13 protein-coding genes and 1 pseudogene are annotated in these 17,223 nt (G+C 70.9%); 5 read left to right on the top strand and 9 right to left on the bottom strand.

Annotated features, from left to right (window positions below; translation table 11 throughout):
- Positions 1 to 113: 113 nt before the first annotated feature.
- From WA762_RS35690 to WA762_RS13925, 3 genes are read right to left on the bottom strand one after another with little or no spacing between them, the layout of a single operon-like run.
- On the bottom strand, positions 114 to 242 hold the full coding sequence (locus WA762_RS35690; protein ID WP_443080584.1) for an arginase family protein: 129 nt from the start codon (positions 240 to 242) through the stop codon (positions 114 to 116).
- Positions 243 to 295: 53 nt separating this feature from the next.
- The gene (locus WA762_RS13930; RefSeq protein ID WP_335935944.1) at positions 296 to 1,972 is read right to left on the bottom strand and encodes an amidohydrolase; all 1,677 of its coding nucleotides are present in this window, start codon (positions 1,970 to 1,972) and stop codon (positions 296 to 298) included.
- Between the two features lie 44 nt (positions 1,973 to 2,016).
- Positions 2,017 to 3,579 carry a purine-cytosine permease family protein gene (locus WA762_RS13925; protein WP_335935943.1) on the bottom strand — a complete coding sequence of 521 codons (1,563 nt, stop codon included), beginning with the start codon at positions 3,577 to 3,579 and terminating at the stop codon, positions 2,017 to 2,019.
- A gap of 171 nt (positions 3,580 to 3,750) precedes the next feature.
- Between WA762_RS13925 and WA762_RS13920 the strand changes: the two genes are divergently transcribed.
- The 3 genes and pseudogenes from WA762_RS13920 to WA762_RS13905 form a co-directional block, all read left to right on the top strand.
- A complete protein-coding gene (locus WA762_RS13920) occupies positions 3,751 to 4,701 on the top strand; it encodes an Lrp/AsnC family transcriptional regulator (RefSeq protein WP_335935941.1) in 951 nt (316 codons plus the stop codon).
- A gap of 186 nt (positions 4,702 to 4,887) precedes the next feature.
- Positions 4,888 to 5,982: a Zn-dependent alcohol dehydrogenase gene (locus tag WA762_RS13915; RefSeq protein ID WP_335935939.1), complete on the top strand. Its 1,095-nt coding sequence runs from the start codon at positions 4,888 to 4,890 to the stop codon at positions 5,980 to 5,982.
- Positions 5,983 to 6,323: 341 nt separating this feature from the next.
- Positions 6,324 to 6,521 (top strand): annotated as a pseudogene (locus tag WA762_RS13905) (MBL fold metallo-hydrolase); the annotation flags it as partial.
- 63 nt (positions 6,522 to 6,584) lie between these two features.
- Here WA762_RS13905 and WA762_RS13900 read toward each other — a convergent pair.
- The 5 genes from WA762_RS13900 to WA762_RS13880 all read right to left on the bottom strand — a co-directional run bounded on the left by WA762_RS13900 (position 6,585) and on the right by WA762_RS13880 (position 14,101).
- Entirely contained in the window at positions 6,585 to 7,589 is a 1,005-nt protein-coding gene (locus WA762_RS13900; protein WP_335935937.1) for a TerC family protein, read from the bottom strand.
- 435 nt (positions 7,590 to 8,024) lie between these two features.
- Positions 8,025 to 9,956: a TerD family protein gene (locus WA762_RS13895; protein ID WP_335935935.1), complete on the bottom strand. Its 1,932-nt coding sequence runs from the start codon at positions 9,954 to 9,956 to the stop codon at positions 8,025 to 8,027.
- A 311-nt stretch (positions 9,957 to 10,267) separates the two neighbouring features.
- Positions 10,268 to 10,846 (bottom strand): TerD family protein, encoded by a 579-nt coding sequence (locus WA762_RS13890; protein ID WP_335935934.1) that lies wholly within the window; start codon positions 10,844 to 10,846, stop codon positions 10,268 to 10,270.
- A gap of 137 nt (positions 10,847 to 10,983) precedes the next feature.
- Entirely contained in the window at positions 10,984 to 13,101 is a 2,118-nt protein-coding gene (gene uvrB, locus WA762_RS13885) for an excinuclease ABC subunit UvrB (protein ID WP_335935933.1), read from the bottom strand.
- 109 nt (positions 13,102 to 13,210) lie between these two features.
- Positions 13,211 to 14,101, bottom strand: a complete 891-nt coding sequence (locus WA762_RS13880; RefSeq protein ID WP_335935931.1) for an MHYT domain-containing protein — start codon at positions 14,099 to 14,101, stop codon at positions 13,211 to 13,213.
- Between the two features lie 211 nt (positions 14,102 to 14,312).
- Between WA762_RS13880 and WA762_RS13875 the strand changes: the two genes are divergently transcribed.
- Positions 14,313 to 14,855 (top strand): methylated-DNA--[protein]-cysteine S-methyltransferase, encoded by a 543-nt coding sequence (locus WA762_RS13875; RefSeq protein ID WP_335935930.1) that lies wholly within the window; start codon positions 14,313 to 14,315, stop codon positions 14,853 to 14,855.
- Between the two features lie 158 nt (positions 14,856 to 15,013).
- Positions 15,014 to 16,330, top strand: coding sequence for an MFS transporter (locus WA762_RS13870; RefSeq protein ID WP_443080583.1), 1,317 nt, complete (start codon positions 15,014 to 15,016; stop codon positions 16,328 to 16,330).
- 364 nt (positions 16,331 to 16,694) lie between these two features.
- Here WA762_RS13870 and WA762_RS13865 read toward each other — a convergent pair whose 3' ends face one another.
- On the bottom strand, positions 16,695 to 17,057 hold the full coding sequence (locus WA762_RS13865; RefSeq protein WP_335935928.1) for a cupin domain-containing protein: 363 nt from the start codon (positions 17,055 to 17,057) through the stop codon (positions 16,695 to 16,697).
- Between the last annotated feature and the right edge of the window lie 166 nt (positions 17,058 to 17,223).

The following is a 17,223-nucleotide window of genomic DNA, read 5'->3' as shown; positions in this document are numbered from 1 at the left end:
GCTGGAGCCGTAGTTGCATCCGAGGATGCGCTTGCCCTGGGCAAAGAGGTCGAAGAGGTTGAACGAGCCCGTCGCGCCGACGGCCGCTGAGGGTGCGCAAGGGGCGCCACCAGCTAACCGTTGGGGCTCGGGACTCCGATGAGGGTGAGGATCCGCGGGAGGCCGTCGGCCGCGGGGGTACCGGTGCCGGAAGCGTGTGCGGGGTCGAGCACATCGATGTCGAGGCCAGGCAGAACTGCCATGGAGCGGCCAACAGCCCGCACACGCCTTGCTCCCAGGGGATTACGTGCTGGACTCAACCGGCCCGGTACTCGCGCTGCCCGCCGATCCAGGTTTCACGAACCTCGATCGCGGCGATCTCCTCCGGCGGCGTTGCGTACGGGTCGGCCGCGAGCAGCGTGAAGTCCGCACGCTTGCCGGCTCGCAGGGAGCCGAGGTCGTCCTCGCGGCCAATCGCCCTCGCCGCGTTGACGGTGTGGGCGTGCAGTGCGGTGTGGACATCGATCAGGAGCTTGTCCGGTCCGAGCCGTACCCCGCGACGGGTGACGCGGGTGACGGCAGCCTGGATCGCCTCCAGCGGGCGCGGCTCGGCCACGGGGGCGTCGGAGCTGATGGTGACCGGGACCCCGGCCGCGACGAACTCCCCGAGCGGGTTGAACCGTTCGCCAGGTGTGCCGATCGCCGCCGTGACGCCCTCACCCCAGTTGTAGTGGTGCTGCGGCTGGTTGACAGGAAGGACGCCGAGTTCGGCCATCCGGGCGATCTGCTCGTTGTCGGGGAGGCCGCAGTGCTCGATCCGGTGGCGGGCGTCGGAGTCGGGGCGTTCGGCCAGCGCGGCCTCGACCGCGTCGAGCACCATGCCGATCGCGGTCGGGGACTGCGCGTGGGTCGCCGTCTGCAGGCCGGCTGCGTGCGCCGTACGCAGCAGTTCGCGGTACTCCTCCGGCGAGTGGTAGAGCTGCCCCTTGCGGCACGGGTCGTCGACGTAGCCCTCGGGGAAGTACGCGGTCCAGCCGCCCAGGGTGCCGTCCGCGTACAGCTTGATGCCGGTCGTGGCGAGGCGGTCGTTGCCGAACGCCCCGTGCAGGCCGAGGTCCAGGCTGCTCCCGAGGAGGTGGGAGAGCAGGTACATGTTGACCCGCAGCTTGAGCGACCCGGCCTCGGCCGCCCTCAGATACGTGTCGAACTCACGGCTCGACACCTGGGCGTCGCCGATCGCGGTGACGCCTCCGCGCAGGAAGTCGTCCTGTGCGGCCATCAGCTGCCGGATGTGCTCGGCGGGCGCGTCAGCGAGGTGGAAGTTCGGTCCGTGATGGCCGATCTTCACCCCGCCCACCCCGGTGAGCACGTTGCACGCGGCGTCCGAGAGCTCGCCGGTCAGCTCGCCGTCCGCGTCCCGGAAGAACTCCCCGCCTTCGGGGTTCGGGGTGTCCCGGGTCACGCCGTTGGCGGCGAAGGTGAAGCTGTTCACCACCCCGCCGTGACCGGAGGCGTTCATGACGTACACCTCACGGTCGGTGGCGACCTGGTCCAGCTCGAAACGGGTCGGGTGCCGCCGCTCGCGCAGATTGCGGTGCTCGTAGCCGAAGCCGCGCACCGGCAGGCCGGCCGGTGTACGGGCCGCCGCCTCACGGAGCAGCTTCACCATCTCGGGTATGTCGGCGGCCTTGTCGGGGCCGCAGTCGACCCAGGTCATCAGCTGGCCGTGCATCAGCGGATGGGCGTGCGCGTCGACGAAGCCGGGGACGACGACTCCGGACAGCTCCTGTGTGCGCGGTGCACCGCCGAATCCGAGCTCGGCGAGGGCGGCCCGGCACTCCTCGACGGTGCCGGCCGCGATGATGTCGGGCCCGGCGACCGCGAGCGCCTCGACGACGGGATGTACCGGCTCCATCGTGTGGATGCGGTCGGCGGTGACAATGACGGGCTCGTACGAGCGGACGTCGGGGTGGAACGTGCTCAGCTTGCGCATGGGTTCAGTCCTGGGTGTGCATGTGTGTGGGGGAAGGGAGGATGTCAGTCGAGTGGTTCGGTGATGGGGATCGGGCTGCCCTGGCGGATCGGAACCCAACCCGGCTGGCTGCCGTTGACGACGTAGGACGGTTCCGGGAAGAACCGCGCGACGATCGCCGCGAGCAGGAAGGACGAGCCGAGTGCCACCGCGATGCTGATGTCGGTGCCGCCGACGAGGGAGGCGAACGGTCCGACGAACTGACCGGGGAGGCTGACGAACATCAGCGACAGCACCGCGGAGATCAGGTAGGAGACCGTCGTCGGCAGGTTCCAGCCGTGCCAGTACCAGTAGCGACCGCCCCGCTGGCGGCGGTTGAAGACATGCAGGTCGTCGACGGCGTACCAGCCGCCCCGCGCGACATAGCCGACGATCATGAAGCCCATCCAGGGCACGGTGCAGATGACGACCAGGGTGGACAGCGTGGAGACGGTACCGACGATGGCGAAGCCGAACTTGCCGACAAAGATCAGCACGGCGGCCAGGGCGGCGATCACCAGGGTCGACGCGACCCGGCTGAGCCGGGGAACGATGCTGGAGAAGTCCAGACCGGTGCCGTACAGCAGGCTGGTGCCGGTGGACAAACCACCTGCGATGGCGATCATCCCCAACGGCAGGAAGAACCAGGTCGGGGCCAGGGAGATCAGACCGCCCACGTAGTCACCCGAAGCGATCATGTCCGGCTGGTGCGTGGCGATCACACTCGCCGTGAACAGGCCGAACCCGAAGGTCACGAGGGGAGCCACACCCGCGCCGAACGCGGCGCCCATCAGCCTGCGCGAGGGCACGTCCTGCGAGACGTAGCGGGAGTAGTCGCCGAGGAACGCGCCGAAGGAGACCGGACAGGACATCGCGATCAGCGCAGAACCGATGAAGGCGCTCAGGAACACGGGGTCCGACCAGCGATCCGCGCTCGCTCCGAAGGAGCCCGCGACGCCGCCGTCGAACTGGGGAGCGTAGGCCAGGACACCCAGGACGAACAGCACCCCGACGATCGGGGGGACGATCCGGTTCAGCACCACCAGCAGGCGGTAGCCGAAGATGCAGATCGCGACAATCACCAGCGTCAGGACCGCATACGCGACCACGGTCAGCCAGGTCGGCGGCTTCTCACCGGTCAGCCGGGAGATGGTGCCGGCCAGGGCGTCGCCCGCGGTCCACACGCTGAGCGCCAGGAAGGTGAAGGCGGTCAGCAGCGCCAGGAACGATCCGATGATCCGGCCGTGGACACCGAAGTGCGCCGACGACGTGACAGCGTTGTTCGTACCGGTCTGGCGGCCGAACAGCGCCATCGGCGCGAGTACGAGGGAGCCGAGCACCACCCCGATACACACGGCCAGAAGCCCGTCCGTGAAGCTCAGGCCGAACATGATGGGAAAGGCGCCGAGCAGGGCGGTCGAGATGCTGTTCGCGCCTCCGAAGACAACCCAGAAGATGTCCTTCGGCTTCGACCAGCGCTCGTCGTCGGGGATGGTGTCGATGCCGTGCGACTCAACGGCCAGCGTGACGGGGGTGGCAGGCTCGGGAGAGACGGACGCAGTCGTCCGCTCGGTTGGCTCTCGCAGCATGGCATCAAACTTTTCTGGTCCGGGAGATTCGCCTCAAGGTAGCCCCGACCACAGCACGCGACAATAGCGATATGTTCGCCCTCAATGCCGGATTCCATGTTCTTGTACGCCTCATCCGCAAAAGCGGAACGTATCGGCGATACGAGCGGACTTTGAGGAACTTTCCGTACAATGACTGAAGCGAAAAATCTGCTGGGCCCCCGACGGAAGGACGCGCCGATGCTGTCGGACGCCGAGCTGGACACCCGCCTCTTCGGCCTGCTCCGCGAAGACGGCAGGGCCGGGTACACCTACCTGGCAGAACTCATCGGGGTACCGAGGGCGCGCGTTGCCGACCGGGTACGCACACTGCTCGCCACCGGGGACCTGCAGATCGTCACCTCAGTCGACCCGGCGATCCTCGGGGTGCGCACCATCGCCCACCTCTCCCTCGCCCTCGACGTGGCGGTAGTTCCGTTTCTCGACACGCTGAGCCCGGCCCCCGAGGTGGTACTGGCTTCAGCGGTCGCCGGCCGCTTCGACGCCGTCGTCGAGGTCCGGGTGCCATCGCCACAGCACCTCGCCGAGACGGTTCGCCGCATCCGGGCGAAGCCGGGAGTGCGCGCCGTGGAGGCGCTCCTGTATCTCGGCGTCTCACGCGGTTACCGCCACAGGAGCCTGGTAGGGCCGCCTCCCGCCGTCGACGAGCTCGACCTGGCCCTCATCGAACTGCTGCGCCGCAGCGGCCGTCGCTCGTACCGCGAACTCGCGGAGGAGGTGGGGCGGTCCGCGGGGGCCGTCCGCTCCCGTGTCCGGGCCCTCCTCGATTGTGGGGCCATCCGTATCGAGGCGATCGCCGGGACTGCGGACAGTTCCGGCCGGGTGGCCGGCGTCGGACTGCGACTCAGCGATGCCGACCCGGAGGAGGTGGTCGACCGGCTCGCCGGCCTGCCCGGCACCCATTTCGCGGTGGCCACGCTCGGCAGGTTCGACGTGGTCGGCACCATCCGCGGCGACTCGGCGCGTCTGCTGCAGACGCGTCTCGACGAACTCCGGAGCGCCACCGGGATCCGCTCGATCGAGTCCTGGATCCACCTCGACGTCCGCAAGGAACGCTACGAATGGCCCGTCGCGCAAGGATGACTTTCAGAACGAGCGGCGAACAGATCGGTAGCGAGATCCCGAAGTAGAGCACTTTCGGGTGAGTGGCGACGACTTTCTGAACGAAACAGCGACTCACAGTCGCCGACCGCACATCATCCGATCGCCGGAATCGCATCGGGTGGCTAGACTCGCCGCTCCGCCACCCCCAAACCTGCTGGAGGACCCATGTCGCTGCAGGCCAGCGCCGCGGTGTACCGCGAAGGCACCACTGTCACTGTCGAGACCATCGAGGTCGGCGACCCGCGTGCCGGAGAGGTCCGTGTCCGGGTGCACGCATCCGGCATCTGTGGCTCGGACCGCCACGTCCTGGACGGCGAATGGCATGTCCCGTCCCCCACGGTGATGGGTCACGAGGGTGCCGGAGTCGTCGAAGCGGTCGGCCCGGGTGTCACCCATCTGGCCCCCGGCGATCACGTCGTCCTGGTCTGGAACCAAGGCTGTGAGCTCTGCTCCGACTGCCTGTCCGGCCGGCCGTGGGCGTGTCGTCACCTGCGCTCCAACGACTGCCTGATGCCCGACGGCACCACCCGGCTGCACCAGGACGGCACTGAGCTGTTCGCCTACATCGCGGTCGGATCACTCAGCGAATACGCAGTCGTGCCGGCCTCGGCCGCGATCAAGGTGCCCGAGGAACTGCCTTTCGAGGTCGGTGCTCTCATCGGCTGCTCGGTCAGCACCGGCGTGGGCGCCGTCCTGAACAACGCCCGGGTCGCCCCGGGCGACTCGGCCGTGGTGATCGGCTGCGGCGGAGTCGGACTCTCGGTCGTGATGGGGCTGCGTCTGGCCGGCGCGGAAAAGATCATCGCCGTCGACGTCTCCGAGGAGAAGCTCGACCTGGCCCGTAAGCTCGGCGCGACGCACACCGTCCTGGCCGGTGACGACAGCGTCCAACGCGTCACCGAACTGACCGGCGGCGGTGCCGACTACTGCTTCGAGGCCATCGGCAATCCCCGTACCATCGCGCAGGTTCCCTCCTACCTTGGCACGGCCGGAACCGGCGTCTTCGTCGGCATGCCGCCGGAGGGTGTCCAGGTCGGCTTCGACGTCCTGAACCTGTGCTACGGCGGCCAGACCTTGATCGCCTCCAACTACGGCGGCTGCGTTCCGGCCCGCGACTTCCCCCGGTACGCGGCCCTGTACCTGTCCGGACAGCTGCCGGTGGACCGGCTGATCACCGAGCGGATCAAGCTCGACGAGGTCAACGCCGCCTTCGAGCGGATGCGGGGCGGGGAGGGTGCGCGCAACGTCGTCATGCTCTGAGCCGCTCCAGGAGTGCCTGGGATGCGTCGCCCCCTGAAACGCTGCAGCTTCGCGCCTGCGACGGCGAGAGGACCCCATGCACGGGTCACACGCCGATGCTCTGGACGTAACGACGACTAGAAGACGCATGAAGATCTTGTTGAGGGGCTGTCCGGCCGCAGATCGGGTGGCCCGTCGGTCTATGCGGTGGCCGGGGTGATCGTCCAGGTGCTGCCGGTGTGGCTGAGTCCGAGATTGATCAGTCGGCGGAGGTTAAGGGCGGCGGCTCGGGTGTGGAGCGAGGTGTCGTTGGCGATGGTGCTGCGGTAGCGGAGTTTGCTATCGCCGTGGTGGACGAGCCAGGCGATGGCGCGTTCCCCGGCGGGGTCGGCAACACCCGCAAGGACCCGGAGGCGTTCGCGAGCCTGCTGCACGACGTGGAGACCAAGCTCTTCGACCGGCTGCCCGACGAGACCTGGGTCTACCCGGGCCACGGTCACGACACCACGCTCGGCGCCGAGCGCCCGCAGCTGCCGGAGTGGCGCGCCCGCGGCTGGTGAACGACGGCCCGGACGCGACGGTTCCGCCGCGTCCGGCCAGGGAGGCGGGCGGTCCGCCGTCGGTCACGCGTCGAGGCCCGCGCCCACGTCCGCGCCCCGGTCCGTCTCCGCGGCCGCCTCGGCCCGCTTCCGCTTCCGGTCGGCGATCAGGCTGGTGATCGTGGTGATCACCAGGACTCCGCAGATCACGCCGAGCGAGACCGGTATGGAGATCTCGGGGACGTGCGCCCCGGACTCGTGCAGCGCGTGCAGCACCAGCTTCACACCGATGAAGCCGAGGATGACCGAGAGCCCGTAGCTGAGGTGGACCAGCTTCTTCAGCAGGCCGCCGATCAGGAAGTACAGCTGCCGCAGCCCCATCAGGGCGAAGGCGTTGGCGGTGAACACGATGTACGGGTCCTGGGTCAGACCGAAGATCGCGGGGATGGAGTCCAGGGCGAACAGCACATCGGTGGTGCCGATGGCGAGCATGACCACCATCAGGGGCGTCAGGACACGCTTGCCGTGCGCGCGGATGAAGAGCCTGGTGCCGTGGTAGCGGTCCGCGACGCCGAAGCGGCGCTCGATGGACTTGAGCAGGCGGTTCTCCTCGAACTCCTCCTCCTCGCCGCCGGACCGCGCCTCCTGGACGAGCTTCCAGGCGGTGTAGATCAGGAACGCGCCGAAGAGGTAGAAGACCCACGAGAAGTTGGCGATGACGGCGGCGCCCGCCGCGATGAAGACCGCCCGCAGCACCAGCGCGATCAGCACGCCGACGAGCAGCACCCGCTGCTGGAGGTGGGAGGGCACCGCGAACTTCGCCATGATCAGGATGAAGACGAAGAGGTTGTCGACGCTGAGCGACTTCTCCGTGATGAAGCCCGCGAAGAACTCGCCCGAGGCCCGGCTGTCGCCGAAGACCAGCAGTCCGAGCCCGAAGAGCACGGCCAGCGCGATCCAGACGGCCGTCCAGATCCCGGCTTCCTTGGTCGACACGTCATGGGGCCTGCGCCCGATGAAGAAGTCGACGGCGATGAGGGCCGACAGACCGAGAATGGTCAGCGCCCAAAGGGTCCATGAAACGTCCACTGCGCCTCCGGCAGTTCGCTACGGCTGGTGATGCGTCGTCGCTGCCGGAGGTCTCCTCCACCCGCGCACGCGCACCGCGCGCACGGGCCGACGCCCCGGGACCGGTCATGGTCCGTACTGACGGGAACGCCGCGAGGTGGGAGTACTCCCCTCCGCCCAAGAAACAGTACAGGAAATACCAAGAGAAGGTAAAGCGCTGGGTAAAGAATCACCAAGGCACCGGTTCGGAGGCGGTGGAAGGAGGCAGGCCGCACGGCGCCGGGGAGAACGGACGCGCCATGCGGCCTGGGGGACGTGCGCTGTCGGTCACGGTGCGAAGAGCCTGGAAAGGCCCGCGGTCACGGCGTGAACGGCCTGGAGAAGGCCCGCCGTCGCCGTGCGCGGAGGGCTGTGGAGAGGGCGCGCCGTGCGGCGGTGGAGGCCTGCGCGCCCCGTTCACCGACGCCAGGTGCGACGGGCCGTGGCCACCTTGGCGAGCACGTCGTCGAGGACCCGGCTGCCGGGCGGCACCCTGAGCGGCTCGTACGTCCAGGCGTGTCCCACCCAGGGGTCGGCCAGGTGGTCGTCGGGGACCGGGGTGATCCGGAGCAGCGAGCGCCACAGCGGGTCGAGCACCGGCCCGTAGGCGGCGGCGTCCTCGCGGTCGGCGACCATCAGCAGGTGGACGCCGACCGAGGGGCCCTCGTCGGCCAGGTAGCGCAGCTGGGTGACGGCCCGGTCGTCGAAGCCGTGCGGGAAGTCGTTGACGATCAGGAGGTGCTGGCCGGTGTCCACGTCCGGCGGCAGGGAGTCGGCGGCGCCCGCCCGGATCGCCATCTGCACCAGGTCGACGCGCCGGGTGAGCCGGGCGAGGACGGAGGCGACCCCTTCGGCGCCCGCGGCGGGCGGCTGGGCGAGCGCCCCGGAGCGGACCAGGGGGGCGAGCGCTCCGGACGCCGAGCCCGCGGGGTCGATCACGTGCACGGAGAACTCGTCGGCCGGGTACACGGCCAGCAGCCGGGCCGCGTGCGCGACCGCGCTCTCCATGGCCAGCCGGTGCAGCTGCCCGGCGTCGCCCAGGGCCGCCGCTCCGGACGCCGTACGGCCGCTGTCGATCCAGATGCCGCGCTCCAGCGGGAGTCTGACCAGCAGCGGGATGCGCAGACCGGTGGCCTCGGGCAGATGGAGGTCTCCGATCCGCAGCGCCATGGGGTTCTCCATCGGGACGCGGTAGCCGTGCCAGACGGGGTTGTCCCACCCCGCGTACGCGGCGGGGAGCGCGGGTTCCACGACGGCGGACTCGGCGGTGAGCTGGGCGAGGTCGCGGTCGAGGGCCTCGCGTGCCCGGGAGGTGAGTTCGTCGTGCTTGGCGCGGGCCTGCTCGCGGGCCCGGTCCCCGGCGCCGCCGATCCGGTTGCGCGGATCGGAGAGGGTCCGGTCGAGCTCCTGCTCCATGCGGGACTCGGCGAACTCGACGGCACTGCGGTACGCGGCGGTGGTGCGGGCCAGGTCTTCGAACATGCCCCAGATCTGGTTGTAGAGGCGCTCCTCCATGGACCAGCCGGTGGCGTCCCCGGCGACGGGCCGGGCCGGCCGGCCGGGCTCGGCGGGCGGCGCGGTGGGAGGCGGCGGCGGGGGCGCGGAGGTCTGACGGCGCGGGTGCGTGTAGTCGATGGCGCCGCCCGGGGTCTGCGGGGCGGTGGGCCGGGCGAGGGGGTCGTTGGGCCGGGCGGAGGCCGGGGGCACGGCGTCGTCCGGGGCCGGGACGGGGCGCGGGCCGCGGCCGACCCGGTCGCCGTCCGGGGTGCGGGGCGGGGGCGGTGCGACGGAGCGGGCCGTCGCCCGGGTGACCGCGTCCTGGATCGACGCGGCCAGTTCGGCGGCCCCGGCCAGGCCCTGGTCGGTGAACATGGCGGCGAGGCCGCCCGCGTAGCCCTGGCCGACGGCGCGGACCTTCCAGGCTCCCTGGCGGCGGTAGAGCTCCAGGGCCGCGACGGCCGATTCGGCGTCCAGTCCGGTGAGGGTGAAGCCGGCGATCGCGGTCCCGTCGAGTCCGGTGACGGCGACGTGGGGTGCGGCGACCGCCCCGAAGCGGACCGGGCCGCCGATGCCCGTGGGCAGGGCCAGGAGCACGGTGATCCGGTGCACCCGGGCGGGGACGGCGTCGAGGTCGGCGGCGAGCCGGTGGTCGGCGGCGGCCTGGCCCGAGACCTCGAGCCCGGGCAGTCTGGTCGCGCCCGGGTGGGCGACCCATTCGGCGCCGAGCACGGTGCCGTTCTCGTCACCGAGCGTGGCACCGGCCACGACGGGGGTGCCGGCCGACACGCGGATCTCCAGTCGGGTCTGGGGCAAGGTGTGGTTCTGCCCCCGGACCAGCTCGGCCGTCATTGCCCTGTCCCCTCGACGAGTTGCTGCTGTGCGATGCGGTGTCGTGCCGTTGTGCGGTGCGTGCGTGCCGTGCGGTGCCGTCGTGACCGGCGCCGGGCCTCGACGGCGTCCATGAGGCGCGAGGTGCGAGGCACGAGACGCGAGGTGCGATGGGACGCCGTCGCCGCCGTGATCGGCGCCGGGCGGCACCATGCGGTGCGGCTCCCGGCGGCCGTTGCCGCCGGGAGCCGCGTACCTCCGCCGGCCGACTGGTCCGGCCGTGCTCACGACTTGGGGCGGCGGGGAGCAGAGCGCCCCCTCGCCCCGGGTCGTTACAGATGCGGCAGGATCGCCGGCATCAGGTCCTGGAAGGTACGGCCGTTGGCCGGGTTGCCGAGGGCGGTCATCTGCCACCCGTTCCCCGAACGGTGCACCTTCGCCATGATCTGAGCGGTGTACTGCCCGCCGCCGTCCAGCGTGTAGCGGGCGAGCTCCTGGCCGTTGGTCTCGTCGACGAGACGACAGAAGGCGTTCTGCACCTCCTGGAACGTCTGGCCGGTGAAGGAGTTCACCGTGAAGACGATCTGGTCGATGTGGACCGGCACCCGCTGGAGGTCGACGAGGATCGCCTCGTCGTCGCCGCCCGAGCCGGCGCCGCCGACCAGGTTGTCGCCGGTGTGCTGAACCGAGCCGTCGTCACTGACGAGGTGACGGAAGAAGACCACGTCCACCGGCTGCTTGTCGGCGAACAGCACCGCCGACGCGTCGAGGTCGATCTCCCGCGTGCGCGACCCGAACAGACCGCGGCGCGGCGCCGCCTGCCAGCCGAGCCCCATCCGTACCGCGGTCAGGGTCCCCCCATCGCTCTTCTGCAGGCTGATGGCCTGGCCCTTGGTCATATTGACCGTCACGCGTTGTCCCCTCTCCGCTTTCCCCGCAACCATCCGTGCGCGGTGTTTTCCCAGCACCCTACGCAGTCGCGAGGGGTGTGAGGGCCGCCCGGAGTGTTTTTGTGTCGGTCCTGCAACACACCGGGCTCCCCGAAAGGTCAGGCGAGGCCCGCCTCCCTCATCTGGCGCAGCTCCTTCTTCAGCTCGCCGACCTCGTCGCGCAACCGGGCGGCCACCTCGAACTGGAGGTCCGCGGCGGCGGCACGCATGCGTTCCGTCATCTCCTCGATGATTCCGGCGAGTTCGGCGGCGGGCCGGTCGGTGACCGCGGCGCGGCCGCCCTTCTTCCCGGACCCGGCCGCCTTGCCTCCCAGCGCCGGGACGGGCGCCTTGGCGCCCTTCTCCTGCCGGTAGCCGGTGCCGAGCAGCCGCTCGGTGTCGACCTCCTCGCGGGCGATCGTCGCGACGATGTCGTTGATCTTCTTGCGCAGCGGCTGGGGGTCGATGCCGCGCTCGGTGTTGTAGGCGATCTGCTTCTCGCGGCGGCGGTTGGTCTCGTCGATGGCCTGCGCCATCGCGGGCGTGATCGTGTCCGCGTACATGTGGACCTGTCCGGACACGTTGCGCGCGGCGCGTCCGATGGTCTGGATGAGGGACGTGCCGGAGCGCAGGAAGCCCTGCTTGTCCGCGTCGAGGATGGCGACCAGCGACACCTCGGGGAGGTCGAGGCCCTCGCGCAGGAGGTTGATGCCGACCAGGACGTCGAACTCGCCGGAGCGCAGCTCGCGCAGCAGCTCGATGCGGCGCAGGGTGTCGACGTCGCTGTGCAGGTAGCGGACCTGGACGCCGAGCTCCAGGAAGTAGTCGGTGAGGTCCTCGGCCATCTTCTTGGTGAGAGTGGTGACCAGGACGCGTTCGTCCTTCTCGGTGCGCTTGCGGATCTCGTGCACCAGGTCGTCGATCTGTCCCTCCGTGGGCTTGACGACGACCTCGGGGTCGACGAGGCCGGTGGGGCGGATGATCTGCTCCACGAAGCCGTCGCCGCGGGACAGCTCGTACTGTCCGGGGGTGGCGGAGAGGTAGACGGTCTGGTCGATCCGGCCCAGGAACTCCTCCCACTTCAGCGGGCGGTTGTCGAGCGCGGAGGGCAGCCGGAAGCCGTGATCGACGAGGGTGCGCTTCCGGGAGGCGTCGCCCTCGTACATGGCGCCGATCTGCGGCACGGTGACGTGCGACTCGTCGAGGACGAGGAGGAAGTCCTCGGGGAAGTAGTCGAGGAGGGTGTTGGGGGCGGTTCCGGGCGAGCGGCCGTCGAAGTGCATCGAGTAGTTCTCGACGCCCGAGCAGGTGCCGATCTGCCGGAGCATCTCGATGTCGTAGGTGGTGCGCATCCGCAGCCGCTGGGCCTCCAGCATCTTGCCCTGCTTCTCCAGCTCGGCGAGGCGCTCCTCCAGCTCCCGCTCGATGCCGTCGACCGCCTTCTCCATGCGCTCGGGACCGGCGACGTAGTGGCTGGCGGGGAAGACGTAGAGGGACTGGTCCTCGCTGATCACCTCGCCGGTGAGCGGGTGGAGGGTGGAGAGGGCCTCGATCTCGTCGCCGAACATCTCGATGCGGACCGCGAGCTCCTCGTAGACCGGGAAGATCTCGATGGTGTCGCCGCGGACCCGGAACGTGCCGCGGGTGAACGCGAGGTCGTTGCGGTTGTACTGGATCTCGACGAAGCGGCGCAGCAGCTCGTCGCGGTCGATCTCGTCCCCGACCTTGAGCGGGACCATCCGGTCCACGTACTCCTGGGGCGTGCCCAGGCCGTAGATGCAGGAGACGGAGGCGACGACCACGACGTCACGCCGGGTGAGCAGCGAGTTCGTCGCGGAGTGGCGCAGCCGTTCGACCTCCTCGTTGATCGAGGAGTCCTTCTCGATGTAGGTGTCCGACTGGGGGACGTACGCCTCGGGCTGGTAGTAGTCGTAGTACGAGACGAAGTACTCGACGGCGTTGTTGGGCAGGAGCTCGCGGAACTCGTTCGCCAGCTGGGCCGCGAGCGTCTTGTTGGGCGCCATCACGAGGGTGGGGCGCTGGAGTTTCTCGATCATCCACGCGGTGGTCGCCGACTTGCCGGTGCCGGTCGCGCCGAGCAGGACGACGTCCTTCTCGCCCGCGCGAATGCGTCGCTCCAGCTCCGCGATGGCCGCGGGCTGGTCGCCGCTGGGCTGGTAGGGGCTGACGACCTCGAAAGGCGCCACCGAACGTTCGATCTTCGAAACGGGCCGCATGAATCCACCGTACGACCCGCCACTGACAACCGGGGCCGGTCGGGCCCCGCGCCCGGCCCTCGCACCGGCGTCCTCGGGCCGGGGGGCCGGTCCTCGCGACGGGACCGGGTCACCTCTCCCCGGGCGGTGCGGAGGCGTGCCCGCCGGTGCGGAACGGCGCGAGGTCGGGGCGCGTCCCGATGCCCGAGGTCTGGCGCGAGGCCGGTATGCCGGGGAGCCGGCCGCTTCCGTTCACGGCGGTGGGGCCGGTCCGGCCGGGCGCGTCCATCACCGTCAGGGGGTCGAACAGCACGACCACCGCGGCGAGCACCAGGAAGCAGCCGGGGCCGACCAGCAGCGACAGGAGGGGAACGGTGGACGACGCGTCCGCCGCGGCCTCGCCGGCGAGGGCCGCGGGGCGGAGGCGGACGCTGAGCGCGGCCATGCCGGTGTAGTGCATGCCGCTCACGGCGACGCCCATCAGGACGCTGGCGCCGAGGCTGGCCAGGAAGCCGCGGAGGGAGACGGCCGCCCAGAGCGCCGTCGTCGCGGCCACCACGGCGATGACGACGGAGAGGGCCACGAGGAGCGTGTCGTAGTCGAACTGCCCCTCCAGCCGTATTCCGGCCATGCCCAGGTAGTGCATGGTGGCCATGCCGAGGCCGGTGATGGTGCCGCCGGTGACCAGCGCCATGCGCGTCGCGCCCCGGTATCCGATGACGAAGATGCCGACGGCGACCATGCCGATGGCGACGGCGAGTCCGGCGAAGGTGGTCGGTTTGTCGTAGCCGATGGTCACCCCTTCGATGGTGAAGCCCATCATCGCGACGAAGTGCATCGTCCATATGCCGGAACCGATGGAGGTCGCGCCGAGGGCCAGCCAGCCGGCCTTGAAGGAGCGCTCGGTGCGCATCGAGCGGACCGTGCAGCGCAGTCCGAGGGCCGCGCCCAGGCAGGCCATCAGGAAGGCCACGACGGGCGTCACCGCTCCGTGGCTGAAACCGTCGATCGTGCCCTGCATGCTCGTACGCCCTTCGCGGAAGCCCGGGTCCGGGGGTGACCCTAAGCCGCGAGGCCCGGCAAACAAACAGAAGAGCTGCATTTTATCGACATGGAGACCGGCCTGTGACCCGGTCCCGGCAGCGGCGTTCCCCGGGGCCGTCCTTTGTCCGCTCCCGCCGTTCGTCACCGCCCCGGGGCCGCTGTCGGTGGTCGGCCGTACGGTGGTGACCATGAACAGCAACGGGGTCGTCGAGTGGGCCGTCGTCGGGAGCGACATCGGCCCGCTGCTGCTCGCCGCGACCGGCACGGGACTGGTGAACGTGGTGTTCCACGCCGGGCCCGCGGTGCGGGAGAGGGCGCTCGGGGAGTTGCGGACGCGACTCGGCGCGGAGCCGGTGGAGAATCCCGGTTCCGCGCGGCTCGCCGAGCCGACACGCCGGCTCGCGGAGTATTTCGCGGGCTCCTCCCGGGAGTTCTCGCTGGCCCTCGACTGGTCGCTGACCTCCGGTTTCAACCGTCAGGTACTGCGCGAGCTGGCGACGGGCGTGCCGTACGGGACGGTCGTCGGCTACGGGGACCTCGCCGCGCGCGTGGGGCAGCCGGGGGCGGCGCAGGCGGTGGGGGCGGCCATGGGGTCCAATCCGCTGCCGGTGGTGGTGCCGTGCCACCGGGTGGTGGAGAGGGACGGCGGGCTGGGCGGGTTCGGCGGCGGGCTCGACACCAAGCGGAAGCTGCTGGCCCTGGAGGGCGTGCTGCCGGAGCCGCTGTTCTGACGCCGGTGCTCCCCGCCCCCCCGGCCTCCGTCGCACCGGACCGGGCCGGGACGTCGCCGGCCGTGCGCACTCCCCCGCCGCGTCCCACGCCGTCGGCTTTCGCGCCACCCCCTCACACCGGCATTTCGCACCTGCGTACGAGCTGGCACACTGCGTCAGTGACCAAACCCCTCGACGCTCCTGACACCACCACCGGGACCGGTCGACGGCCGGCCGAGCGGATCACGGCGGCCGGTCTTCCCGCGCTGCGGCGCAGGACGTCCGCCGTGCTCATAGCCAGCCAGATACTCGGCGGCCTCGGCGTGCCCATCGGCATCGCCCTGGCTCCGGTCCTGGCCACAGAGGTGAGCGGCTCGGAGGCGCTGTCGGGGCTGGCGCCGACGGCGTCGGTGGCGGGGACCGCGCTGCTCTCGCTGCCGCTGGCGGCGCTGATGACCGCGCGCGGCCGACGCCCCGGCCTCGTGCTGGCCTATCTGATCGGCGCGCTGGGCGCGGGGCTCGTGGTGCTGGCCACCGTCGTGGGGAGCTTTCCGCTGCTGCTGCTCGGTATGGCGGCGTTCGGCGCGGGTTCCTCGGCCAATCTCCAGGCCCGGTTCGCCGCCGCGGATCTGGTCGAGCCGGACCGCCGGGGGCGGGCGATCTCCACCGTCGTCTGGGCCACGACGATCGGCTCGGTTCTCGGACCGAACATCGCGGCGCCGGTGGGACGGGTCTTCCGCGGCACGGCGATATCCGAGCAGGCGGGCCCGTTCTTCTTCGCGGCCGTGATCTTCCTGCTCGCCGCTCTGGTGGTCGGCCTGCTGCTGCGCCCGGACCCGCTGCTGACCGCGCGGGCCCTGGCGCCGCAGGACGGCGCGGCCGCCGCGGGCCGTTCGCTGCGCGCGGGGTTCGCGGCGGTCCGGGCGTCGGCGCGGGCGCGGCTGGCGCTGGTGACGGTGGCGGTCTCGCACACCGCGATGGTGTCGATCATGGTGATGACGCCGGTCCATCTGGGGCAGCACGGCGCCGGACTCCAACTGATCGGCCTGGTGATCAGCGGTCACATCGCGGGGATGTACGCGCTCTCGCCGGTGATGGGCTGGCTGTCCGACCGGTTCGGCCGGCTGACCGTGATCGGTCTGGCGATCGGGCTGCTCTCCTGCGCCGCCCTGCTGGCCGGCACCTCGGGCGCCGGCCACGGCCAGACGGCGGCGGGCCTCTTCCTGCTGGGCCTGGGCTGGTCGGCCGGGCTGGTCGCCGGCTCGGCGCTGCTCACCGATTCCGTGCCGCAGGCCGCTCGCGCCGCCGTGCAGGGCCTCTCGGACCTGACCATGAACACGGCGGCGGGTGTCGGCGGCGCCGTCGCCGGGCTGATCGTCGCCCGGGCCGGTTACGGCTGGCTGAACGCGGCGGGGGCCTGCCTGCTGCTCCCGCTGGCGGCGCTGGCGCTGCGCCGGTCCCTCGCCCGGTCCGCCGCGCCCGCGTCGGACCGCTGATCGCCTCCGCGCGGAAGGCCCGGGCCCCGGCCCCGGCCCCGGTCCTGTTCCTGGCCCCGGTTCTGGCCCCGGCCCCCGGCCCTGGCCCTGTTGCCGGCCCCGGGCATTCGGGCCTCGGCGAGGAGAGCCGGGCCCTGGGCCCCGGGGAGACATGCGGGCCCTGGAGACGCCGATCGATGCCTCGGTGACCTCGCGGGGCTCCCGACGGCCCCGGCGAGCCGACGCTCCGGAAGGCCCGACGCCCCGGAAGGCCCGACGCCCCGGAAGGCCCGACGCCCCGGAGGGCCCGATGCCCCGGAGGGCCCGACGCCCCGGAGAGCCCGATGCTCCGGAGGGCCGGACGCCCCGTTCTCAGGGGCTGATCTCAGAGGCTGATGTGGTACGCCTTGCGCAGCGTCTCGTGCACGGTCCACGTCGTACGGTCGCCCTCACGCAGCACGCAGGCGTCGCCCGGACCGATCTCCAGCGTCTCCCCGCCCTCGACCGTCACGGTGGCCCGGCCGCTGACGACCACGAAGAGTTCATTGGCCTCCGTGTCGGTGACCACGCCGGGCGTGATCTGCCAGATGCCACGCAGCTGCTTGCCGTCGGGCGACTCCCACAGCACCTTGCCCGTCACGACGGGGTCGCCCGAGACGATCTGCGCGGGGTCGAGCGGCTCGGGTTCGAGTTCGGCGTCCGGAATGTGTACGACAAACGAGGCCGGAGCCTGATCAAGTCTGGTCATGGCCGGTCACCCTAGCGACCCCCTCTCGACGCCCCGACACCAGGACCGGCGAAAACGCGCCACACCTGGACCGGCAGCGACGCTCGCCCCAGGGACCTGCGGCAACGGGTCGGCCGGGAAGCCAGGGGGTGTCTGATAAATGCGTGCGGGAGAAGGAGCGGGGTCG

Origin of the sequence: Streptomyces tyrfis, assembly GCF_037034285.1 — a bacterium.
Taxonomy (GTDB): domain Bacteria; phylum Actinomycetota; class Actinomycetes; order Streptomycetales; family Streptomycetaceae; genus Streptomyces.
The sequence above is the reverse complement of the archived record's forward strand: the minus strand, read 5'-3'. Positions and strand labels throughout refer to the sequence as shown.